This is a genomic window from Stenotrophomonas mori (assembly GCF_023556335.1).
GTDB classification, from domain to species: domain Bacteria; phylum Pseudomonadota; class Gammaproteobacteria; order Xanthomonadales; family Xanthomonadaceae; genus Stenotrophomonas; species Stenotrophomonas mori.
The window spans coordinates 666,783-688,804 of sequence record NZ_JAIKTS010000001.1 but is presented as its reverse complement, the minus strand read 5'-3'; the positions used below and the strand labels follow the sequence as shown (position 1 = coordinate 688,804).

Sequence of the window (22,022 nt, the reverse complement as noted above, 5' to 3'; positions counted from 1 at the left end):
GTCTCAGTTGGATTCGATGTCGCGCGCGGCCAGCTGTTCAAGGGCGGTGGCATAGCCACCGTCGCCATGCTCCAGCGTGCGTGCGACCCGGCCGATGGTGGTCACGCTCACCCCGGTCAGGTCATGGATTTCGCGGTATGGCACGCCCTGCCGCAGCAGGGGCACCACCCGCCAGCGGTCGGCCATCGCCTCGAGCTCGGCCGGCGTGCACAGGTCACGCAGGAACGCCTGTACGTCGTCGGGGTGCTGCAGGGCGGCGAAGGCCCGCGCCAGCACCGCCAGCGGGGCGTCGGTCGTCTTGTCGGGGTCGGTGCCGGGGCGCGGTTTCATATGTATCAATGTAATAGCGTGCTATTACATTAATCCAAGGGCCGGCACCGGTCAAACCCCCGGATGGCACCGCTCCTCGTCCGCCGGCCGGGGGCACCGCGGCCGCGGGCCGCCACTGCCCGCGCCACCGGCAGCAGCCGGTGGCGGGAAAGGCCCGCAACGGCCACGCCCTGCCCTCAGGGGAGTCACGCACTGCAGACGGCCTACCCGCGGGAGCAGCCCGTCTTCCGGACGCCAGACGGCACAGGGGCCGCCTTTCGGCAGCCCCTGTCCCCGGTTCCCGCAGCGGCCGCCCCGGTCCGGAGCCGCGGAAATCAGCGCACGCCGCTCTCGTTGCGGGCGATCACCATGCGCTGGATCTCGCTGGTGCCCTCGTAGATCTCGGTGATCTTGGCATCGCGGAAATAGCGCTCCAGCGGCATTTCCTTGGAGTAGCCCATGCCGCCATGGATCTGCACCGCCTGGTGGGCGATCCACATCGCCGCTTCCGAGGCGCTCAACTTGGCCACCGCCGCCTCCGTGGAGAAGCGCCGGCCCTGGGCCTTGGTCCAGGCCGCGCGCAGGGTCAGCAGCTGCGCCGCGTCCAGCCGGCACTTCATGTCGGCGATCTTGGCCTGGATCATCTGGAAACTGCCGATCGGCGCGCCGAAGGACTTGCGCTCGCGGACATAGGCCAGCGACGCCTCGTAGGCCGCGCGGGCGATGCCCACCGCCTGGGCGGCGATGCCGATGCGGCCGGAGTCGAGCAGGTTCATCGCGATCTTGAAGCCCTGCCCCTCGTGGCCGATCAACTCGTCGGCCTGCGCCACGTAGTCGCGGAATTCGATCTCGCAGGTGGCCGATGCGCGGACGCCCAGCTTGGGCTCGGTCTTGCCGCGGCCGAAGCCCGGGCGCCCGGTATCGACCATGAAGGCGCTGATCCCGCGTGCGCCCAGCGCCGGGTCGGTCACCGCGAACAGCACGATGTAGCGCGCCACCGGCCCGGACGTGATCCAGCTCTTCTGGCCGTTGATCACGTAGGAACCGTCCTCCTGCCTGACCGCGCGGCAACGCATGGCGGTGGCATCCGAGCCGGACTGCGATTCGGTCAGCGCGAACGCGCCGATCTCCCGGCCCTCGGCGATGGCGCGCACGTACAGCTGCTTCTGCGCTTCGCTGCCATGGCTGAGCACCGCGTTGCAGAACAGCGAGTTGTTGACCGACATGATGGTGGCGTGCGCGGCGTCGGCGGCGGCGACCTCGATGATCGCCAGCACGCTGGACACCGGATCCATGCCGGCGCCGCCGTATTCGGCCGGCACCTCGATGCCCATCAGGCCGTTCTCGCCCAGCAGGCGGATGTTCTCCAGCGGGTACTCGCCGGTCTCGTCATGATGCGCGGCACTGGGGCCGATCCGTTCCTGGGCGATGCGCCGGGCAACCTGCTGGAGCATCGATTGTTCGTCGGAAAAACTCAGATCCACTGCACCCCTCCCAGGGCGTTGAGAAGTTGCGATTGTAACCACCTGGTCACACCCGCCCGGACGCGCCTTGACCGCCCGCCACCGCCGGGACAAAAATATCTCTATATCGCGATAGGTAGATGTGTATGGATCTGGAAGACTGGTCGGCCCGCCTCAAAGTATTCGCCGACGCGACCCGCGTGCGCCTGCTGACGCTGCTGGAACAGGAGGAACTGACCGTGGCCGAACTCTCGGCCATCACCACCCTCGCCCAGCCCCGGGTATCCACCCACCTGGCGCGCCTGAAGGAGGCCGCGCTGGTGCGCGACCGCCGCGCCGGCGTGTCCGCCTACTACCGGTTCGATGAAACCGCCCTGGACCCGGCGCAGCGCGCATTGTGGCACGCGCTGAGTACCGGCAGCGACGACCCGCTGCTGCGCCAGGACGCCGAGCGCGTGCCGGCGGTGCTGGCGATGCGCGCCGCCGACCAGAACTGGGCCGACAGCGTGGCCGGCGACATGGAGCGCCACTACTCGCCCGGCCGTACCTGGGAGGCGCTGGCACGCAGCGCGCTGCCGCTGCTGGAGACCGGCGACGTGCTCGACATCGCCTCCGGCGACGGCGTGCTCGCCGAACTGCTGGCCCCGCATGCACAGCGGTATGTCTGCATCGACACCAGCGCGCGTGTGGTGGCCGCGGCCAGCGAGCGCCTGCGCAGGCTGCCCAACGTCGAGGTCCGCGAAGGCGACATGCACCGGCTGCCGTTCGACGACGGCAGTTTCGACCTGGTGGTGCTGATGCACGCCCTCACCTACGCCAGCCACCCGGCCAAGGCCGTCGCCGAGGGCGCCCGCGTGCTGCGTCCCGGCGGACGGCTGATGCTGTGCAGCCTGGCCGGCCACGAGCACAAGGCGGCGGTCGAAGCGTACGGCCACGTCAACCTGGGCTTCACCGGCAAGGAGCTGCGCCGGTTCGTGGAGAAGGCCGGTCTGGTGGTCTCCAGCCTGGAAACCGTGACCCGCGAAAAGCGCCCGCCGCATTTCGAGGTGATCTCGCTGATCGCCCACCGCCCCTGAAGCTCTCCCTGTCCAGGCCCGCGCCAACCATCGGCCAGTGCCGGCACGAATGGGCCCCATCGCGATACTTCATTTCCGGTGGACGGGCGCCCGGCCTATCGTGGCAGCCCGTCCCTCCCCACGAAACCGCCATGGACGAGCAACTCTTCATCAACGCCGTCGGTGCCGACGGCCAACCCTTGGAACTGGCCGTCGCCGGCGGGCGCTTCACCGCCATCGGCCAGGACCTGCCGCGTACCGAAGGCGCGACGCGGGTCGACCTGGGCGGGCAACTGGTGCTGCCCGGTTTCGTCGACGGCCATATCCACCTGGACAAGAGTTTCGTCGGCGACCGCTGGCACCCGCACCGTCCGGCGCAGACCCTGCGCGAGCGCCTGACCATCGAGAAACAGGAGCTGGCCGCCTCGCCTTCCATCGACGAACGCGCCGACGCGCTGGTCGCGCAGGCCGCCGCGTTCGGCACCGTGGCGATGCGCAGCCATGTCGATGTCGATGCCACCACCGGCCTGGAGCACCTGCATGCGCTCGGCGCGGTGCGCGAGCGCTGGCGCGGCATCGTCGCGATCGAACTGGTCGCCTTCCCGCAGGCCGGGGTGATGTCCTGCCCGGGCACTGCACGGCTGCTGGAGGCGGCGGTGCGCGAAGGCGCGCAGGTGGTCGGCGGCATCGACCCCGACACGCTCGATGGCGACAGCCAGGGCCAGCTCGACGTGGTGTTCGGTATCGCCGAGCGCCAGGGCGTCAAGGTCGACATCCACCTGCACGAACCCGGCCTGGGCGGCATCGAGCAGCTGCGGCGCATCGCCGAGCGTACCCGCGCGCTCGGCATGAAGGGGCGCGTGGCGGTCAGCCATGCCTATTCGCTGGGTGAAGTGGACGATGCGCGGGTGGACCGCATCGCCGCCGTGCTGGCCGACGCCGGCGTGGCGATCATGACCAACGCCCCGGGCGACCGTCCGTTCCCGCCGGTGCGCCGCCTGCGCGCGGCCGGCGTGGAGGTGTTCATGGGCAACGACAACATCCGCGACGCGTGGTGGCCATACGGCAACGGCGACATGCTGCAGCGGGCGATGCTGCTCGGCTACCGCTCCGGCTTCCACGCCGACGAGGAGCTGCAGGTGGCGCTGGAGATGGCCACCCACGCTCCCGCGCGCGTCCTCGGCCTGCAGGGCTACGGCCTGGCCGTGGGCAACGAGGCCAGCTTCCTGGTCCTGGATGCTCCCAATGCGGCGGCCGCGGTCGCCGGCGTGCCCTGCCACCGCCGCCTCGTCCGTCGCGGCCGGTTCGTGCAGGACGCCTGAACGTTCCGGTGCGCCCGGCCATCGTCGAGGGACGCCCGCTGCGCATGCGCTGTGCCGGGCAAGCATCGTGTTGGGGTAGGCCCCGCACGGTGAGGAGGCACCGCGCCTCGCCGGGCGCACGCCCCGGCCCGCCTGCAGCCCGGCCGCGACCGTTCCTGATCGGCGCTCCCGGCATGCGGCAGGCTGCGCCCTACGCCCGCGACTGGTCCAGCATGTCCACCAGCATGTCGGCCAGCACCCGCACGTCTGGGTCGGCCGATGGCCGCAGCAGGATCGCCAGTTCGATGCGGTCCACCTCCGGCAACCCGCTCTCCGCACCCAGCACTACGTGTGCCGGGGTCACCGTGCGCGCCGGCAGCAGGCTGATGCCCAGTCCGTCGGCCACCGCCGCCTGGATGCCGCCGAGGCTGGAGCTGGTGAAGCTGATGCGCCAGCGCCGGCCCAGGGCCTCGATCGCATCGATCATGTCCTCGCGGTACAGCCCGCGCGGCGGGAACGCCACCAGCGGCACCGGATCGAGTGCGAAGGCCGGGCTGGCGGCACTGTCGATCCAGCACACCGGCTCGGGCCAGCAGGCCAGCGCCTCGCGGCTGCCACGGCGCTGCTTGACCAGCACCAGGTCCAGTTCGCCGCGGTCGTAGCCCTCGGCCAGCGCGCGGCTCAGGCCGCTGCTCACCTCCAGCTTCACCCGCGGGTGCAGCCGGTTGAAGCGGGCCAGCAGGTGGGTGGTGCGCCCGGCGGCGAAATCCTCCGGCACGCCGAGCCGCACGGTGGTGGCCACGCCCGCGCCGGACAGCGCCTCGCCCAACTGCTCGTTCAATGCCAGCAGGCGCCGCGCATACCCCAGCACGGTCTCGCCGATGTCGGTGGGACGCACATCGCGCACGCCCCGGTCGAGCAGGCGGTGCCCGGCCTGCGCCTCCAGCCGCCGTACCTTCTGGCTGATCGTCGACTGGGTGGAGTGCAGGCGCGCGGCCGCCGCGGTGAACCCCCCGCAGTCGGCCACCGTCACCAGCGCCCGCAGCAGGTCGGGATCGAACAACTGCCTATTCGATTTATGACTGGCACCCATCATCACATTTCATTTCTTGATGGCGAGCAGGGCTTGTAGCATCGACGGCCACCACGCACAAGCGCGCGGGCACGCCCCCGCCCCTTTCCTACGGAGACCGCCGAATGCCCGCTCCCCCCTGGCTCATCGTGCCGCTGCTGGCCGCCGCTGCCGTACCGGTCGCGGGTGCCGCCGCCGGGGCACCCGACGCGGCCCGGCGGCTGCTCCAGGCGGCCGGATCCAACGATGTGGCGGCGCTGCGCACCCTGCTCGCCGACGGCGCCCTGCCCGAGGTCCGCGACGCACGCGGCCGCACCCCGTTGCTGGTCGCGGTCCAGCAGGGCCACACCGCGGCGGCGCGGGTGCTGATGGAGGCCGGGGCCGACGTGAACGCCAAGGACGCGATCGACGACAGCCCCTACCTGTATGCCGGCGCCAGCGGCCAGCATGCCCTCCTGCGCAGCGTCCTGGCCCATGGCGCGGACCTGCGCAGCACCAACCGCTTCGGGGGCACCGCCCTGATCCCCGCGGCCGAACGCGGCCATGTCGCGACCGTGCGCATGCTGATCGATGCAGGCGTCGACGTGGACCATGTCAACCGCCTGGGATGGACCGCCCTGCTGGAAGCCATCCTTCTCGGCGACGGCGGGCCCCGCCACCAGGCGATCGTGCGCTTGCTGATCGACGCCGGCGCCGACGTGGACCTGGCCGATGGCGAAGGCGTCACCCCCCTGCAGCATGCCCGCGGCCGCCACCAGCCCGCCATCGCGCAGATGCTTCTCGCCGCCGGCGCCCGCTGACCGGCCCCTCTTCACTATGTGCGGACTGCCGCACGCCATTGGTACCCCCCCATGAAAACCCCGCTTCCCCTGGTTCTTTCCGGCCTGCTGGCACTGGCACCGTCGGCGCTGGCCGTGCGTGCCGAGGCCGACCTGCTGATCCGCCATGCCACCGTCGTCGATGTCGCGCATGGCCGCCTGCTGCCGGGCCAGGCGGTGGCGATCCGTGGCGACGACATCGTCGCGGTCGGTGACGACACGCTGCTGGCCCGCCAATGGCGTGCCGGCACCGCCATCGACGCCGGGAACCGCTACCTGATTCCCGGCCTGTGGGACATGCACGTGCATTTCGGCGGCGGCCCGGCGCTGGTGGAGGAAAACAAGGCGCTGCTGCCGCTGTACGTGGCGCACGGCATCACCACCGTCCGCGACGCCTCCGGCGACCTCCCCGAGCAGGTCCTGTCCTGGCGCGGGCAGATCGCCGACGGCCAACTGCTCGGGCCGCAGCTGTTCACCTCCGGTGCCAAGATCGAGGGCATCGCGCCGGTGTGGAAAGGCACCCTCGAAGTCGGCGACGAGGCCGGCGTCGACGCCGCGCTGGACCGCGAACAGCGCGACCGGGTCGATTTCGTCAAGATCACCGACAGCACGCTCAAGCCGGAGCTGTTCCTGTACGCGGTGGCCGAGGCCAGCAGGCGCGGCCTGCGTACTTCCGGGCACATCCCGATGGCGCTGACCGTCGGCCAGGCCGTCGACGCCGGCATCCGTTCCATCGAGCACCTGGACTACGCCTTCCAGGCCGGCATCCCGGACGAGGCCGAGATCGCCGCCGACTTCGCCGCCGGCCGCATCGACCGGGCCGAGGCCGGGCGCCGCCTGCACCAGGGCTTCGACCGGGACACCGCGATGCGCGCCTACCACCGCTTCGCCGAACGCGGCGTGTCCGTCACCCCCACCCTCGACGGCAGCCGCATCCTCAGCTTCCTCGACAGCGAACCGCACGACGACGATGCGTACCTGGCCTACATCGGCCCCGGCCTGCGCAAGACCTATGAATGGCGTGTGGAACGCGCGGCCAAGGCCACGCCGGAGCAGGTCCAGGCGCGCCATGAACGCTATGCGCAGATCGCCGCGGTACTGCCGCTGCTGCAGGAAGCCGGGGTCCCCATCATGGCCGGCACCGATGCCGGCTTCCTCAACGCCTACAACTACCCGGGCATCGGCCTGCACAACGAGCTGTCCCTCTACGTGCGCGAAGGGCTGACCCCGGCCCAGGCGCTGGTCGCGGCCACCCGCACCGGCCCCGCCTGGTTCGGCAGACTCGAACGCTATGGCGCGGTCGAAGCCGGCAAGGCCGCCGACCTGGTACTGCTGGAGCGCAACCCGCTGCAGGACATCGGCGCGACGCGCACGATCGACACCGTGGTGATGCGCGGCAAGGTCTACGACCGTGCCGCACTGGACGCCCTGCTCGCGGAGGTCCGGGCCAAGGTCGCGGCCTGGAACGCCGACGCGGCGCCCTGAGCGCTCCGGCAGACGCCCTCCCGCGGCACCGGGCTTTGCCCGGCGGGCGTTCCCGGTGTAGCCCCAGCGGGGCATGGCCCCGCTCTACAGAGCAGCGTGGGCCTGTAGCGCCGGGCCCTGCCCGGCGGATGCCCGCGGGGCGGACCGTTCTTGAGGGCGTGCAGCGGGCACAATGGGCGCCCGCTTCCGCGCGCGCCGCGCACCGTCATGACCGCTCCCGCCCTCCCCCCGCCACCGGTCCCTGCGGCCCGGTTGTCCAGCTTCTATTTCTTCTACTACGCCGCGCTGGGCGCGTTCACGCCGTACTGGAGCCTGTACCTGCAGTCGCGTGGCATGGGCGTGGCCGCGATCAGCGTGATGATGAGCCTGTGGTACGCCACCCGCGTGGTCGCGCCCAGCACCTGGACCTCCCTGGCCGCCCTGTCGCCACAGCCGATCCGCTGGCTGCGCCTGGGCTGCCTGCTGACCGTGGCCAGCTTCAGCGCGTTCCTGCTGCCGCAACCGCACGGCATGCTGTACGCGACGATGATCGTGTTCTGCTTCTTCTACAACGCGGTGATGCCGCAGTTCGAGTCGATCACCCTGACCCACCTGGGCGACGACAGCCACCGCTACGGCATGATCCGGGTGTGGGGATCGCTGGGCTTCATCGTCGTGGTGACGCTGTTCGGCTGGGTGATCGAGCGCCAGGGCGCGGGCCGGCTGCCCTGGCTGATGCTGCCGCTGTTCCTGCTGATGACCGCGGCGTCCTTCCTCAACCGCTATGCCCGCCACGTCGGCACCCGTGCCGCGCATGCGGAGGGCTTCTGGACGATCGTGCGGCGGCCACCGGTGCTGGCGTTCTTCATCGCCGCCTTCCTCGAACAGCTCTCGTTCGGGCCGTACTACACGTTCTTCTCGCTGTACATGGACCAGCGTGGCTACAGCACCTCGCTGCTCGGCCTGATGTGGACCGTGGGCGTGGTGTTCGAGGTGGCGGTGTTCTTCCTGATCGCCGGTTTCTTCCGGCGCTGGGACGCCAGCTGGCTGCTGATCATCGCCATGGGCAGTGCGGCGCTGCGCTGGTGGACCACCGCGCTGTGGCCGGAGAACCTTCCGGTGATGCTGGTGGCGCAGGCCACCCACTGCCTGGGCTTCGCCGCGTTCTTCGCCTCGGCGATGCAGCTCCTGGCACGCTACTTCCCCGGCAACCTCAACGGCCATGGCCAGGGCCTGTTCTACGGGTTCTCCTCCGGACTCGGCGGGGTGCTCGGCGCCCTCATCGCCGGCCAGCTGTGGCGCTTCGGCGACGGCAAGGTCGCCTTCCTGGTCGCCGGCGGCTTCGCCCTGACCGGCGCGTTGATCGCAGGGTACTGGCTGCCCCCGTCGCGGCAGCTCCAGCGCCCCGCGCGGCCTCCGGCCGGCACCGCCCCCTGAGCCGCGGCGGCCGCTACTCTTCCCGCGCCATCAGGTGGTCACGGAAGGACGGCAGCAGGACACGGTTGCCGTACCCGCTGAGGTGGTCGCCATCGAAATAGAGCGGCTTCCCGTCGTCGTCGGGCAGGCAGGTCGATCCGGGGCAGAGCACCGGCAACGGATCCCACAGGCTGGCACCCGGCAGCGCCGCGGCAATCTCCTGCAGTGCGGACAGGGCCGGCTCGCGCAACGCGTCCATCTCCGCCCGCGGCAGCGTCATGCCGCGCGAGCAGATGGGATTGCCCCGGTTGAAGACATCCGAGCAACGGAAGGGCGGCGCCGGCAGCACCGGCTTGGGCGCTTCCAGCACGATGTGGACGCCGCGCCTGGCCAGGGGCCGCAGGTAGGCGATGGCGCCGGCAACCACCTTGCCGCGCCGGGCCTGCGCGACGGCTCCCTGCTGCGCGGCCCGGACCTCCGCCGGATCGAACTGGCGGTACTGCTCGACCAGCCGCGGCACTCTCAGTCCCGGCAGGAATACGGTGTCTCCCGGGCGTACATGCCGGCCCAGTTCCTTGAACAGCGCGCGGACATGGGCCGTGCAGTCCCGGTCCGCCAGTTGCCACGCCTGCAGCCCGATCGGCGTGCAGCCGCCCCTGCCATCGAGCCGCACCTGGACCCCGTCCTGGAGCGCCAGCCGGCCGAACATCTCCGCATAGGCCAGTGCATGCGAGTCGCCCACCACGAACAGCCGCCGACCACCGCCTGTTCCGGACGGACAGGCCCCGCGCTCGAACTGCTGCACGCCCCCGGGCAACCGCGAAACCACCAGCCTGCATTCCGGATGCGCCTTCGCCACGCCTTCGGCATAGGGATACCAGTCCAGAGGATGGCGGGTGACCACGCTCAAGGAGAGGTGCCGGCTGTTCTTCGAGACCTGTTTCTGGACGCCCATGCCGAGCAGCATGATCGCAAGTCCGCACGCCACCCAGCGCGCGTCGCGCGCGCGCCAGCACGCACCGAAGCGCAGCGGCTGTTCCACCCAGCGCCATGAGAGCCAGGAAAGCAGCACCGTGCAGAGCACCGCCGCCGCGCCGGTGCCGGCGCTGTCCAGGCCGAGTGTCCAGCGGAACAGCACGAATACCGGCCAATGCCAGAGGTAGAGGGAATAGGACATCCGGCCGATCGCGACCATCGGCACGGACGACAGACTGGCCCCCACCCAGCCCCTGGCGGAGCGGTGCAGCGCGGCCAGCAGCCCCAGGGTTCCCGCCACGGGCCAGACCCCCGCTCCCCAGGGAGAATGCCCGGGCCGTGCGGCCCACAGCCCATAGCCCAGCGCCAGCAGGCTGGCCAGCAGCAACAGCGGGCGCAGGTACCGGGCACCGGGCCGCGGCGCGGCGGCGGCCGTCGGTGCGCGCATGTGCAGCACCTGGAACAGCAGCACCCCCGCGCCCAACTGCCAGAACCGGGTCGTGGTCCGGTAGAACGCCTCGGTCTCGTGCCCGCCCTGATGGGCCAGGAAGACCGCATGGGCCAACGAGGCCACGGTCGCCAGCGCGAACAGCAGCAGCGACAACCCGCGCCCCTTGCGTCCTCTGGATCCGGCGAGGAACAGCAGCGGGAACAGCAGGTAGAACTGCTCCTCGACGCCCAGCGACCAGGTATGGGTGTAGGGGTTGAATTCGCTGCGCGGCGAAAAGTAGCTGTTCCCCGTACCTGCAAGTACCCAGTTGCTCAACCCGAGGAACGCCATGCGCCCGGTCTTGCCACTGGTTTCGCTCAGCCAGGACTCCGGAATGAACAACGCACTGGCCACCGCCGTGGCCAACAGGCATACGAACAGGGCCGGCAGGATGCGCCGCGCCCGGCGCGCATAGAACCACAAGGCGCCCCTCGGCCCCTTGAAATCGGGGGAGCGCGCCACCGATGCACTGACCACGAACCCGGACAGGACGAAGAACACGTCCACGCCGGTGAACCCGCCCGGCAGCCAGGCCGGCCGGAGGTGGTAGGCCATCACCGCGAGGACGGCGATGGCCCGCATGCCGTCGATATGCGGGTAATAGCCTTCGCGCATCCGTCGTCCCTGCAATGCCCTTCCTTGTCTCCCGCGCATGGAAAACGGGCAGCGGCGGCTTCCAGCGCGCCGCTACCGCCCCGTCACCAGACCAGGTCGTCGGGCACCTGGTACTGGGGATCGGCGTAGGGATCCTCCGCGGCCGGCGCCGCCGGATCGATCTTCAGGGCCACCGCCGGCGCGAACACCGTCTCCGCCTCGGCCAGCAGCTCGGCGGTGACCAGCAGGTAGCGCCCGTTCTGCTGCAGCACGCCCAGCTGCCCGGCATTGAGCGCCTTCAGCTGCTCGGCGGTGACATAGATGCGCTTGATCTTGCCGCCATAGGGAAAGTGGCGGGCGATGTCCGCTTCCGGATCGTTGAGCACCCGGCCCTCGAGCAGGGTATCCAGGCGCGCCTTGGCTTCGCGGCGCAGGCGTGCTTCTTCCTGCTTGCGGCGCTCGGCCTCGATGCGCTCGTCCTTCTCCCTCTGCGCGCGGATCGCATAGGCCTTGGCCAGGTCGATGTCTTCCTGCGAGCGCGGCTTGCGCGCCTTCTGCGCAGCGTGCACCGGGCGGTTGCCGGACGCCGGCCTGCCGGCACCGGCAGGCGTCTTGCCGGCCGGCGGACGGCCCTGTCCCGGCTTGCCCTGCGGGCGGCCGTCGCGGCGGCCATCGGATTTTCGCTCCGGCTTGGGCGCGGGCTTGAAGCCCAGCCCGAGGAGCTGGTCGCGGAGTGTGTCGCTCATGTCTGCGGTACGTCGGTATCAGTAGTGCGGCGGCGGTGGTTCGGTCGCCGGGTCGGAGGCGTCCAGCGCATTGCGGACCTTGCCCAGGTCCTCGAGCAGCACCCGCAGCACATCGGCGTTGCGACTGCCCTGCATGCGCGCATCGGCCAGCGCCTCGCTGAGCTCGGCCAGGGCCTGCTCCTGGAAGGAGACCCGCATCTCCAGTTCGATCAGGCGGTCTTCCAAGGCCTGTTCGCGTGCGTTGGACAGCAGGTCAGACATGCAGGGAACGGCCCCTGCCGATGCCGTAATACGCCAACCCGGCCGCCTCGATTTCCCGGGGTTCGTAGAGGTTGCGGCCGTCGAACACCACCGCGTCGGTCAACGCTCCGCGGATGCGCGCGAAATCCGGGCTGCGGAACTGCTTCCACTCGGTGACCACGATCAGCGCGTCGGCGCCTTCCAGGGCCTCGAACTCCGATTCGCAGAACACCAGGTCCTCGCGGTCGCCGAAAATCCGCCGCGCCTCCTGCATCGCTTCCGGGTCGTAGGCGCGGACCCGCGCGCCGGCGTCCCACAGCTGCGCCAGCAGCCGGCGGCTGGAGGCCTCGCGCATGTCGTCGGTATTGGGCTTGAAGGCCAGGCCCCAGACCGCGAACGTCCTGCCGCGAACGTCCGCCGTGCCGCCCGCGCCGTAATGGCGCTGGACCAGCTCGAACAGGTGCCCCTTCTGCGAGGCGTTGACCGCTTCCACCGCATCCAGCAGCCGTGGTGCATGCCCGTGCTGCACGGCCGTGCGCGCCAGCGCCTGCACGTCCTTGGGGAAACAGGAGCCGCCATAGCCGGCACCGGGGTAGATGAAGTGCCAGCCGATGCGCGGGTCCGAGCCCATGCCCTGGCGGACCTGCTCGACATCGGCACCGACGCGCTCGGCGATGTTGGCGATCTCGTTCATGAAGCTGATCTTGGTCGCCAGCATCGCATTGGCGGCGTACTTGGTCAGCTCCGCCGACCGCACGTCCATCTCCACCACCCGGTCACGGTTGCGGTTGAACGGCGCGTACAACCGCCGCATCAGCGCCACCGACGCGGGGTCGGCGGCGCCGACGACGATGCGGTCCGGGCGCATGCAGTCGGCCACCGCGTCGCCTTCCTTGAGGAACTCCGGGTTGGAGACCACGTCGAAGGCGATGTCCGCACCGCGCGCCGCAAGTTCCTCGGCGATCGCCGCGCGCACCTTGTCGGCGGTGCCCACCGGCACCGTCGACTTGTTGACCACCACCGCCGGCGCCTGCAGGTGCCGGCCGATGGTGCGGGCCACCGCCAGCACGTACTGCAGGTCGGCGCTGCCGTCCTCGTCCGGTGGCGTGCCGACGGCGATGAACACGACCTGGCCGTGCGCGATCGCGGCGGCCGGATCGGTGGTGAACGCCAGCCGCGAGGCGGCATGGTTGGCCTTCACCATCGGCGCCAGGCCCGGCTCGAAGATCGGGACGACGCCCCGGTTGAGTCCATCGACCTTGGCCTGGTCGATGTCGACGCAGACCACGTCATGTCCCACCTCGGCCAGACAGGTGCCGGTGACGAGGCCCACGTAGCCGGTTCCGAAAATCGCAACGCGCATGGTGCAGTCGCTCCGCGTGTCTTACTGCAGGATGCCGAGCAGCTCGACGTCGAAGGTCAGGGTGGCGTCCGGACCGATCGGACCGCCACCGGTGCCGTTGGCGCCGTAGGCCAGCTCGGACGGCACCCAGAAACGGTACTTGGAACCGACCGGCATCAGCGACACGCCTTCGGTCCAGCCCTTGATCACCTGGTCCAGGCCGAAATCGGCCGGCTGGCCGCGCTCGTAGCTGCTGTCGAACACGGTGCCGTCCAGCAGCTTGCCTTCGTAGTTCACGCGCACGCGGCTGCTCGCCACCGGCCGCTCGCCGCTGCCGGCGCGCAGCACCTGGTACTGCAGCCCCGAGGCGGTGGTCACCACGCCCGGCTGGCCCTTGTTCTGGGCCAGGAAGGCATTGCCTTCCTCGCGGTTCTTGCCCGCGGCGGCAGCCTGCTTGGCGGTGCTGAAGGCCTGCAGCGTGGACTGCGCCTGCTGGTGGTCCATCAGCGGGGTGCCCTTGGCGAACACCGTGGCGATGGCCTGGAACACCGCGTCCAGGTCGATATCGTCGCGGATCGGCGCCAGCGACGGGCCCACCGCGTAGCTGCCCAGCATCAGGCCGACCTTCTCGCGGTCCACCGTCGGCGGTGCGCTGCCCGGTGCCATGCCCGGCACCTGCTGGCCGGAGCGGGCCATCATCGCGGTGCGCAGCGCCTGGTCGGTCTGCTGCGCTTCTTCCTGCGACAGCAGCGGCTGGCCGCCGGCGAACGCGTTCTCCACCGCGCGGCGCAGGGAGGGCACGTCGATGTCCGCCGCGACGGGCTCGAACGAACTGGCGACATCCACGCCAATGGCGTAACCGATCTTTTCACGTTCCGAGGTCAAAACCGACTTCTCCTTGGCGGCCGCCAGTGCGGCCGGTTGTTGCGCGACAACGGCCGCAGGGACCGCCATCGCCAGAATCAGAAGCGACGCCACGGCGCCACGCTTTCCCATCTTCATTCGCTGCATTCCTGGAGTGAACAAACGCCGCCATCGGCGCGAAGGGCGCCATTGTCGCACGCACGCCGATGATGTCGAGACACGCCGGCCAGGCTCAACCGGCCGGCGGCACCGGACGTGCGAGCTCGCGCTCCAGCGCCTCGCGCAGCTCCGGATCCTCCGGCCGCACCTTGCTGGGGAACTGGGCCACCACCCGGCCGTCGCGCGACACCAGGTACTTGTGGAAGTTCCAGGCCGGAGCGACCCCGCTCAGGCGCGCCAGGTCCCGGTACAGCGGCGTGGCCTCCGGGCCGGTCACGTGGACCTTCTGGAACATCGGGAAACGTACGCCATAGGTCAGCGTGCAGAACTCCTGGATTTCCTCCTCGCTGCCCGGTTCCTGGCCCTTGAAGTCGTTGGAAGGGAAGCCGAGCACCGCGAACCCACGCTCGCCCAGCGCCTGGTGGAGCGCTTCCAGGCCCTCGTACTGCGGGGTGTAGCCGCACTTGGAAGCGGTGTTCACCACCAGCAGCACCTTGCCGCCATACTCGCGGTTCAGGTTCACCAGCTCTTTCCCGGCGAGCGGGCGGTATTCGCGGTCCAGCAGCGCGCCGTCGCCGTCCGCGGCAGCGCCGCCGGCGGCGACCGCCAATGCGAGTCCGATCAAGCAGTTGCGAATCAACACAGGCCTCTCCTGTCCGGGCGCTCCCGGGAAGTCGGACACGACTATGCCATTGGTTGGTTTCCAAGGGGTTGCACGCCCCCGCCAAGGTGTTATAGTCAAATACAACACCAGACACCCTATACAGGGAGGCCCCCATGAACCCAAGGCGTCAACGGCATGCGTTCAAGGTCCTGATCGCCGCCGGCAGCCTGCTGCCGATCGGCTACACGCTGCCGTTCCCCTGCGGCCATGGCGCGTTCCAGGAGCCGCCCGGCGGCGTCGACAACGGTGCCGGCGCCCCGAGCGCCGGCTGGCGCCCGGAGCGCCGGATGCGCACCAGCCTGTCCCTGCCCTACTTCTCGTTCGCCCAGTCGCTGACCCCACGGAGCTGACCATGAGCGATATCCAGTGGAGCGACGGCGCTCCCATCTACCGGCAGCTCAAGGAGCGGGTGATCGCGATGATGCTGGACGGCATCATCAAGCCCGGCGACGCGCTGCCCTCGGTGCGCCAGGTCGCCGCCGAGTACCAGCTGAACCCGATCACGGTGTCCCGCGCCTACCAGGAACTGGCCGACGAGAACCTGGTCGAGAAGCGGCGCGGCCTGGGCATGTTCATGACCGAGGAGGCCGCGCGGAAACTGCGCGGCAGCGAGCGCGAACGCTTTCTCAACGATGAGTGGCCCGCCGTGCTGGAGCGCATCCAGCGGCTGGGCCTGAGCCTGGACGACCTGCTGCCCCCGGGGACCACACCATGAACGCCGCTACCGATACCGTCGTTTCCGCCCATGGCCTGCGCAAGACCTACCGGCAACAACCGGCGCTGGACGGCGCCAGCTTCAACATCGCCCCGGGCCGCATCGTCGGCCTGATCGGCCCCAACGGCGCCGGCAAGACCACCGCGCTGAAGGCGATGCTCGGCCTGACCGCCGTCGAGGGCGAACTGCGCGTGCTGGGCATGGACCCGCGCCGCCAGCGCGATGCGTTGATGAACGATGTCTGCTTCATCGCCGACGTGGCGGTGCTGCCGCGCTGGATCCGGGTCAAGGAAGCCATCGACTTCGTCGCCGGCGTCCACCCGCGTTTCGACCGCGCGCGCTGCGAGCACTTCCTGGCCAACACCAAGCTGAAGCCCAGGCAGCGCGTACGCGAGCTGTCCAAGGGCATGGTGGTGCAGCTGCACCTGGCCCTGGTGATGGCCATCGACGCCCGCGTGCTGGTGCTGGACGAGCCGACCCTCGGGCTGGACATCCTGTACCGCAAGGAGTTCTACCAGCGCCTGCTGGAGGACTACTTCGACGAGCACAAGACCATCATCGTCACCACCCACCAGGTCGAGGAGATCGAGCACATCCTCACCGACGTGCTGTTCATCCGCGACGGGAAGATCGTGCTCGCCGCTGACATGGAAAGCATGGCCGACCGCTATACCGAGCTGATGGCCTCGGCCGGCACCGTGCAGGCCGCGCGCGAACTGCGGCCGATCGACGAGCGCGCCCTGCCGTTCGGCAAGACCGTGCTGCTGTACGACGGCGCCGACCGCGCGCAGCTCGATGCCCTCGGCGAAACCCGCACCCCGGGCCTCGCCGACCTGTTCGTCGCCATCATGAAGGGGACCTACGCATGAACACCGTCCACCACATCACCCCGCTGGGCAGGTTCAAGTGGCTGCTCAGGCGCGAATACTGGGAGAACCGGGGCGGTTTCTTCTGGGCGCAGGTCATCACCGGCGGCATCGCCATCCTGTTCTCGGCCATGGGCGCGGGCATCGGCGCGATGGTCGCGCGCAAGGCACAGGCCGCCGGCGCGATCACCCGGATCGACACCCCCGGCGACTATGCCCATGCCATGGGCGCGGCCGGCGACGGCCTGCTGCTCACCGGCATCCTCCTGGCCTCGGTGGTGCTGGCGTTCGTGGTGTTCTTCTATGCCCTGGGCAGCCTCTACGACGACCGCCGGGACCGCAGCATCCTGTTCTGGAAGTCGCTGCCGGTCTCGGACCTCCAGACAGTGCTGTCCAAGGTCGTCTGGGCGCTGCTGCTGGCACCGCTGGTGGCGATCGTCGTGGGTATCGCGGTGGGCCTGTGCCTGTGGCTGGTGGCCATCCTCGGCTCGGTCGCCGCCGGCGTCCCCAGCCCCTGGACGATGGCCACCCACTCCCGCCCCCTGCGCATCGTCGGCCAGGTCCTCAGCGCCGTTCCGGTCACCCTGCTGTGGTCGCTGCCGACCGTGGGCTGGCTGATGCTGTGTTCCGCCTGGGCACGCAGCAAGCCCTTCCTGTGGGCGGTGCTGGTGCCACTGCTGGGCTGCGTGATGGTCTCGATCCTGGGCGCGATGCCGGGCGTCAAGCTGCCCCTGGGCTGGGTCTGGTACGTGGTCGGCTACCGCGGGCTGCTCAGTGTGTTCCCCGGCACCTGGGTCGTGCACGGCCTGAATGGCGCGCAGGGCGACACCGCGGGCTTCAGCAACCCCGGCGAGCTTGTCCAGTCGCTGCTGCAGCACCGGAACCTGGTGAACGTCGTCACCGGCCCGGACATCTGGATCGGCGCCCTGGTCGGTGTGGCCTTCATCGCCGCGGCGATCTGGCTGCGGCGCCGGCGCGAGGATGCCTGAGCCGTCCCGTAACGCCCTGCCCACCCCTGCGAGGAATCCGATGAGCATCAACCCCCTGGTACTGATACTGGCCGCGGCATTTCTGCCGGCCACGGCCCTGGCCGAAGAGCGCTGCCTGGCCAGCCGGCCGGTGACGCTGGACCTGGATCTCGGTGGCGCCAAGGCCGTGGTCTTCGAGGTCAACAGCCACGACCTGAAACTGCAGGCCGCGCCCGGTGCGCCCGGCGCCCTGTCCGGCCGCGCCTGTGCCGCCCGCGAGGAACTGTTGCCGCAGCTTTCGCTCAGCCAGCGGAAGGTCGCGGACAAGCTGGTGGTCACGCTCGAACGCAGGACTCCCGGCCTCAACCTCTCCCTGGGCCGCGACGACTACGCCTACCTGGACCTGAGCGGCACGCTGCCGGACACCCTCCTGGTGCAGCTGAAGGTCGGCTCGGGCGATGCGCGCCTGTCCGGGGCCGCGGCCATGAGCGCCGATGTCGGCTCCGGCGACGTCAGCGCGCAGGCCATCCGCGGCCTGGTCACCGCCGCCGTCAGCTCCGGCGACCTGGACCTGCAGGACATCGGCCCGCTGCACCTGCTGTCGCTCGGCTCGGGCGACGTCAAGGCCGGCAGCGTGCGCGGCCCGGCCCGGGTCGGCACGGTCGGCTCGGGCGACCTGGAGCTGCAGGGCGTACAGGGGCCGGTGAGCGTGGACAGCATCGGCTCCGGCGACGTCGATGTCCGCGACGTGCGCGGCGCGGTCACCCTTGGCCGCCTGGGCTCGGGCGACCTCACCGTCCGCGATGCCGACAGCCTCACCGTGCGGCAGGTCGGCAGCGGCGACATCCGCCACACCGGCATCCGCGGCGCGGTCGCCGTGCCCCGGCACTGACCCGCCGCTTCTCCAGGACCCTGCGATGGACATGAACCGGACCACGCACGCGCTCGCCGCGCTCCTGCTGTGCCTGCCGGCGACCGCACTGGCGGCGCCACCCGGCGATGACGCCGGCACCGCGATCAGCCGCGGGATCGCCGACAGCCGCGCCGAGGTGCGGGCCGAGATGGCCGCGGCCCGTGCCGGACTCGACCGCGAAGACCTGGCCCTGGGCGGCGCCCTGGCCGTCGGCCGGCGCAGCCGCGCCACGCCGGCCGACACGCCGCCACCGGCGCACATCTCCCGCGATGGCGACCTGGTCGTCGACGGCAGCGTCGTGGCGATCACGCCCGGCCAGCGGCGGTTGCTGCTGGACTACCGCCAGCAGGTGCTGGCACTGGCCAGGGCCGGCATCGATGCCGGCGAGCAGGCGGCGATGGTGGCCCTGGACGCCACCGACATCTCGCTGTTCGGACTGGTCATGGGCGGCGTCACCGGGCGCCTGGAGCAGCGCATCGAAAAGAAGGTCGAGCAGGAGATCCGGCCGATGGTGGCCCGGCTGTGCCGCCAGCTTCCGGCCGTGCGTGCGGCGCAGCAGGCGCTTGCCGCACGCCTCCCCGCCTTCCAGCCCTATGCCGACCTGGACCAGGACGACCTGCGACGCTGCGACGACGACGTCCGTCACGGCATCGCGTCGCGCCCCGCCGCCCCCCACCGAGGACTCCCCCGATGAACCTGCGCGCCCCCCTTCTGACCGCCCTGCTCTGCCTGCCCCTGGCCGCCTGCGGCGACCGCCCCCAGAACGACGCTGGTGCCGGCGAGACCCGGCTCGGACAGAAAGTCCGCGAAGCCACCGACAAGGCCCGCCAGAAGATCGCCGAAGGCAACATCAGCGTTTCCAGCAAGGGCGGCACCAAGGTCGAGATCGCACCGAACGGCCAGCTGTACATCGATGGCCGCGCGATCACCCTGGACGACCGCCAGCGCACCCTGTTGACGCAGTACCGCGGCCAGTTGGTCGAAGTGGCCGAAGCCGGCATCGAGATCGGCGTGCAGGGCGCCAACCTTGGCGCCCGTGCCGCCGGCGAAGCGCTCAAGGGGCTGTTCTCCGGCGACACCGACCGGATCGAAGAGCGGGTCGAGGCCGACGCCAAGCGGCTGCAGGAAAGCGCCGCCGGAATCTGCGACCGCCTGCCGGCGATGCTGGCCACCCAGCAACGCCTGGCCGCCGCGATCCCCGAGTTCGCGCCCTACGCGACCCTGGACCAGGACGACATCGACGAGTGCCGCAAAGGCCACCTGTCCCTGCCGTGACCGTCCCGGCCGGCGGGGGGCGGTAGAATCGGCCTTCCCCCGCCGTCCCCCGTCATCCCGCCATGAAGAACCTGCTGCTGCCCGTCCTGCTGGCCTGTGCCACCCTCGCCTCCGGCTGCGGTGACCGCGAGCACTATGCCGCGCACCGTGCCGAACGCAGCCGGCCGAAGATGGAGGTCGACAGCGGCATGGTCTCGATCCGGCGCGCACCGTACCCCAACCTGGACATCCTGCCCGACGGCCGGCTGCGCGTGGACGACATCGAGATCCCGCTCGACGCGGAGCAGCGCGGACTGCTGCAGACCAGCTTCGTCAAGCTGCAGATCCTGCGCCAGAACACGCTCACCGACACCACCGCGGTACCCGATGCCAGCGGGCGCACGGTGCCGCTGCAGGTGCCCGCCGGCACCCGGCCGTTCCCGCCCGACCTGGCCGAACGCATTCCCGAATTCAAGGAATACAGCGAGGCCCTGGCCAACCCGCGCGCGCGCCGCTGACGCCGCGGCCGCCGGCCGGGGTACGCCCCGGCAAGGCCAGCCTCCAGCGCGCGCCTGCCATACCCGGCGACACCCTCGCCAGGCCGCGGACCTCCGTAACGCCGGGCCTTGCCTGTCGGAGCCCCTGGCAGGACCCTCACCCCGGCCGCGCCACGCGTGGCCGGCGATACCCAGCCACCCCGCAGGCCCGGCCACGATCTCCGTAGCGTCGGGCCCTGCCCGGCGGGCCTCCCTGGCGGACGACCCGGCGGGCTCCGGCGACGATCAGCTGTCGTGGATGCCGCCGCGGGTCAGCGCCGCCGGATCCAGCAGGCGCTTCAGTTCCGCTTCGGACAGCCCGCTGTCCTCGCAGGCCACGTCCAGTACCGGCCGCTGTTCGGCATAGGCGCGTTTGGCAATCGCCGCGGCCTTCTCATAGCCGATGATCGGGTTGAGCGCGGTCACCAGGATCGGGTTGCGCGCCAAGGCCTCGCGTACCCGTTCCTGCTTCACCACCAACCCGGCGAACACCTTGTCCGCCAACAGGTTCATCACGCTGGACAGCAGCTGGATGCCGTCGAGCAGGTTGGCCGCGATCAACGGCAGGGCGACATTCAACTGGAAGTTGCCGGTCTGCCCGGCCACGGTGATCGCGGTGTGGTGGCCGATGACCTGCGCTGCGGCCATCACCGTCGCCTCGGGAATCACCGGGTTGACCTTGCCCGGCATGATCGAGCTGCCCGGCTGCAGCGCCGGCAGCTCCACTTCGCCCAGGCCGGCCAGCGGGCCGGCATTCATCCAGCGCAGGTCGTTGGCGATCTTGATCAGCGCCACCGCCAGCGCATTGAGCTGGCCCGACAGCTCCACCGCGTCGTCCTGCGCGGCCAGGCCTTCGAACTTGTTCGCCGCGCTTTCGAACTTCACTCCGGACAGCGCCGACAGGGCCCGCGCCGCCTTGCCACCGAAGCGCGGGTCGGCGTTGATGCCGGTACCGATCGCGGTGCCGCCCAGCGGCAGGCGCCGCAGCCGCTTCAGCGCGTCCTCGATCCGTCCCTGGGCCGATTCCAGCTGCGCCGACCATGCGCCGAACTCCTGGGCGAAGGTCAACGGCATGGCATCCATCAGGTGGGTCCGGCCGGTCTTGACCACCTTGCCCAGGGAGCGTGCACGCTTGTCGATGGTCTTGCGCAGGTGCTTGAGCGCCGGCAGCAGGGTCTGCACGGTCTGCAGCTGCGCCGAAACGCGGATCGCGGTGGGGATCACGTCGTTGGAGCTCTGCCCCAGGTTGACGTGGTCGTTGGGATGCACGCGGGTCTTGCCGGCCTTGCCGCTGCCGTTGGCCAGGCTGGCGATGACCTCGTTGGCGTTCATGTTCGACGACGTGCCCGAACCGGTCTGGTAGACGTCGATCGGGAAGTGCGCGTCATGGTCGCCGGCCGCCACTTCCAGCGCCGCCGCGCGGATCGCCCGCGCCACGCCCTTGGGCAGCAGCCCGAGTTCGGCATTGACCTCCGCGGCACCGGCCTTCACCAGGCCCAGTGCGCGGATGAAGGCGCGCGGCATGCGCTGCCCGGATACCGGAAAGTTCTCCACCGCGCGCTGGGTCTGCGCTCCCCACAGCGCGTCCTCCGGCACCTGCAGTTCGCCCATGCTGTCGTGTTCGATCCTCACGCTCTTGCTCATCGTTCAACTCCACGTCGTGTCTGGTTAAGGGAGGGTCGCAGCTGGCGGTCGGCTGGCGATGCGGGCCACACCATACCGCCGTTGGCGTCACGCCGCGTACACCGCCCCCCTCGGGTAGACTGCCGGTTCCGTTGGCTCTCCAGTCCGCTCCCGC

At 70.4% G+C, this 22,022-nt stretch carries 23 protein-coding genes; 13 read left to right on the top strand and 10 right to left on the bottom strand.

What is annotated here, in order from left to right:
- Positions 1–3: 3 nt before the first annotated feature.
- Both K5L01_RS03000 and K5L01_RS02995 read right to left on the bottom strand, forming a co-directional pair.
- A complete protein-coding gene (locus K5L01_RS03000) occupies positions 4–330 on the bottom strand; it encodes a YerC/YecD family TrpR-related protein (protein ID WP_250061820.1) in 327 nt (108 codons plus the stop codon).
- A 314-nt stretch (positions 331–644) separates the two neighbouring features.
- Positions 645–1,793: an acyl-CoA dehydrogenase family protein gene (locus K5L01_RS02995; protein WP_250061818.1), complete on the bottom strand. Its 1,149-nt coding sequence runs from the start codon at positions 1,791–1,793 to the stop codon at positions 645–647.
- Positions 1,794–1,918: 125 nt separating this feature from the next.
- Here K5L01_RS02995 and K5L01_RS02990 point away from each other — a divergent pair, with 125 nt between their 5' ends.
- Together K5L01_RS02990 and K5L01_RS02985 are read left to right on the top strand one after the other, a co-directional pair.
- Complete coding sequence (locus tag K5L01_RS02990; protein WP_250063439.1) at positions 1,919–2,848, top strand: ArsR/SmtB family transcription factor; 930 nt, start codon at positions 1,919–1,921, stop codon at positions 2,846–2,848.
- 131 nt (positions 2,849–2,979) lie between these two features.
- Positions 2,980–4,149 (top strand): amidohydrolase family protein, encoded by a 1,170-nt coding sequence (locus K5L01_RS02985; RefSeq protein WP_250061815.1) that lies wholly within the window; start codon positions 2,980–2,982, stop codon positions 4,147–4,149.
- A 190-nt stretch (positions 4,150–4,339) separates the two neighbouring features.
- On the opposite strand, the gene K5L01_RS02980 is transcribed toward K5L01_RS02985, so the two are convergent.
- On the bottom strand, positions 4,340–5,191 hold the full coding sequence (locus K5L01_RS02980; RefSeq protein ID WP_250061813.1) for a LysR substrate-binding domain-containing protein: 852 nt from the start codon (positions 5,189–5,191) through the stop codon (positions 4,340–4,342).
- Between the two features lie 134 nt (positions 5,192–5,325).
- On the opposite strand from K5L01_RS02980, the gene K5L01_RS02975 reads away from it, so the two are divergent.
- The 3 genes from K5L01_RS02975 (at position 5,326) to K5L01_RS02965 (ending at position 8,919) form a co-directional block, all read left to right on the top strand.
- Positions 5,326–6,000: an ankyrin repeat domain-containing protein gene (locus tag K5L01_RS02975; RefSeq protein WP_250061811.1), complete on the top strand. Its 675-nt coding sequence runs from the start codon at positions 5,326–5,328 to the stop codon at positions 5,998–6,000.
- 51 nt (positions 6,001–6,051) lie between these two features.
- Positions 6,052–7,503 (top strand): amidohydrolase family protein, encoded by a 1,452-nt coding sequence (locus K5L01_RS02970; protein ID WP_250061809.1) that lies wholly within the window; start codon positions 6,052–6,054, stop codon positions 7,501–7,503.
- A gap of 207 nt (positions 7,504–7,710) precedes the next feature.
- Complete coding sequence (locus K5L01_RS02965) at positions 7,711–8,919, top strand: MFS transporter (protein ID WP_250061807.1); 1,209 nt, start codon at positions 7,711–7,713, stop codon at positions 8,917–8,919.
- Positions 8,920–8,932: 13 nt separating this feature from the next.
- On the opposite strand, the gene K5L01_RS02960 is transcribed toward K5L01_RS02965, so the two are convergent.
- The 6 genes from K5L01_RS02960 to K5L01_RS02935 all read right to left on the bottom strand — a co-directional run bounded on the left by K5L01_RS02960 (position 8,933) and on the right by K5L01_RS02935 (position 14,930).
- Positions 8,933–10,978, bottom strand: coding sequence for an acyltransferase family protein (locus K5L01_RS02960; protein ID WP_250061804.1), 2,046 nt, complete (start codon positions 10,976–10,978; stop codon positions 8,933–8,935).
- Positions 10,979–11,061: 83 nt separating this feature from the next.
- Complete coding sequence (locus K5L01_RS02955; RefSeq protein WP_250061802.1) at positions 11,062–11,703, bottom strand: DUF2058 domain-containing protein; 642 nt, start codon at positions 11,701–11,703, stop codon at positions 11,062–11,064.
- Between the two features lie 18 nt (positions 11,704–11,721).
- Entirely contained in the window at positions 11,722–11,964 is a 243-nt protein-coding gene (locus K5L01_RS02950; RefSeq protein ID WP_250061800.1) for a SlyX family protein, read from the bottom strand.
- Positions 11,957–13,306, bottom strand: coding sequence for a UDP-glucose dehydrogenase family protein (locus tag K5L01_RS02945; RefSeq protein WP_250061798.1), 1,350 nt, complete (start codon positions 13,304–13,306; stop codon positions 11,957–11,959). The genes K5L01_RS02950 and K5L01_RS02945 overlap by 8 nt, the downstream gene beginning before the upstream one ends.
- A gap of 21 nt (positions 13,307–13,327) precedes the next feature.
- Complete coding sequence (locus K5L01_RS02940) at positions 13,328–14,287, bottom strand: FKBP-type peptidyl-prolyl cis-trans isomerase (protein WP_250061796.1); 960 nt, start codon at positions 14,285–14,287, stop codon at positions 13,328–13,330.
- Between the two features lie 94 nt (positions 14,288–14,381).
- Positions 14,382–14,930, bottom strand: coding sequence for a glutathione peroxidase (locus K5L01_RS02935; RefSeq protein WP_425603850.1), 549 nt, complete (start codon positions 14,928–14,930; stop codon positions 14,382–14,384).
- Positions 14,931–15,085: 155 nt separating this feature from the next.
- Between K5L01_RS02935 and K5L01_RS02930 the strand changes: the two genes are divergently transcribed.
- The 8 genes from K5L01_RS02930 (at position 15,086) to K5L01_RS02895 (ending at position 20,206) form a co-directional block, all read left to right on the top strand.
- Complete coding sequence (locus tag K5L01_RS02930; RefSeq protein ID WP_250061794.1) at positions 15,086–15,322, top strand: hypothetical protein; 237 nt, start codon at positions 15,086–15,088, stop codon at positions 15,320–15,322.
- Between the two features lie 2 nt (positions 15,323–15,324).
- Positions 15,325–15,687 (top strand): GntR family transcriptional regulator, encoded by a 363-nt coding sequence (locus K5L01_RS02925; protein WP_250061792.1) that lies wholly within the window; start codon positions 15,325–15,327, stop codon positions 15,685–15,687.
- Complete coding sequence (locus tag K5L01_RS02920) at positions 15,684–16,556, top strand: ABC transporter ATP-binding protein (protein ID WP_250061789.1); 873 nt, start codon at positions 15,684–15,686, stop codon at positions 16,554–16,556. Before K5L01_RS02925 ends, K5L01_RS02920 begins: the two co-directional genes overlap by 4 nt.
- Positions 16,553–17,542 carry an ABC transporter permease gene (locus tag K5L01_RS02915; RefSeq protein WP_250061787.1) on the top strand — a complete coding sequence of 330 codons (990 nt, stop codon included), beginning with the start codon at positions 16,553–16,555 and terminating at the stop codon, positions 17,540–17,542. Before K5L01_RS02920 ends, K5L01_RS02915 begins: the two co-directional genes overlap by 4 nt.
- A 40-nt stretch (positions 17,543–17,582) precedes the next feature.
- The gene (locus K5L01_RS02910) at positions 17,583–18,413 is read left to right on the top strand and encodes a GIN domain-containing protein (protein ID WP_250061785.1); all 831 of its coding nucleotides are present in this window, start codon (positions 17,583–17,585) and stop codon (positions 18,411–18,413) included.
- A gap of 31 nt (positions 18,414–18,444) precedes the next feature.
- Positions 18,445–19,128: a YggN family protein gene (locus K5L01_RS02905; protein WP_250061783.1), complete on the top strand. Its 684-nt coding sequence runs from the start codon at positions 18,445–18,447 to the stop codon at positions 19,126–19,128.
- Entirely contained in the window at positions 19,125–19,709 is a 585-nt protein-coding gene (locus tag K5L01_RS02900; RefSeq protein WP_250061781.1) for a DUF2884 family protein, read from the top strand. The genes K5L01_RS02905 and K5L01_RS02900 overlap by 4 nt, the downstream gene beginning before the upstream one ends.
- Positions 19,710–19,771: 62 nt before the next feature.
- Positions 19,772–20,206: a hypothetical protein gene (locus tag K5L01_RS02895; protein WP_250061779.1), complete on the top strand. Its 435-nt coding sequence runs from the start codon at positions 19,772–19,774 to the stop codon at positions 20,204–20,206.
- Positions 20,207–20,470: 264 nt separating this feature from the next.
- Here K5L01_RS02895 and K5L01_RS02890 read toward each other — a convergent pair whose 3' ends face one another.
- On the bottom strand, positions 20,471–21,868 hold the full coding sequence (locus tag K5L01_RS02890; RefSeq protein ID WP_250061777.1) for a class II fumarate hydratase: 1,398 nt from the start codon (positions 21,866–21,868) through the stop codon (positions 20,471–20,473).
- Positions 21,869–22,022 lie beyond the last annotated feature (154 nt).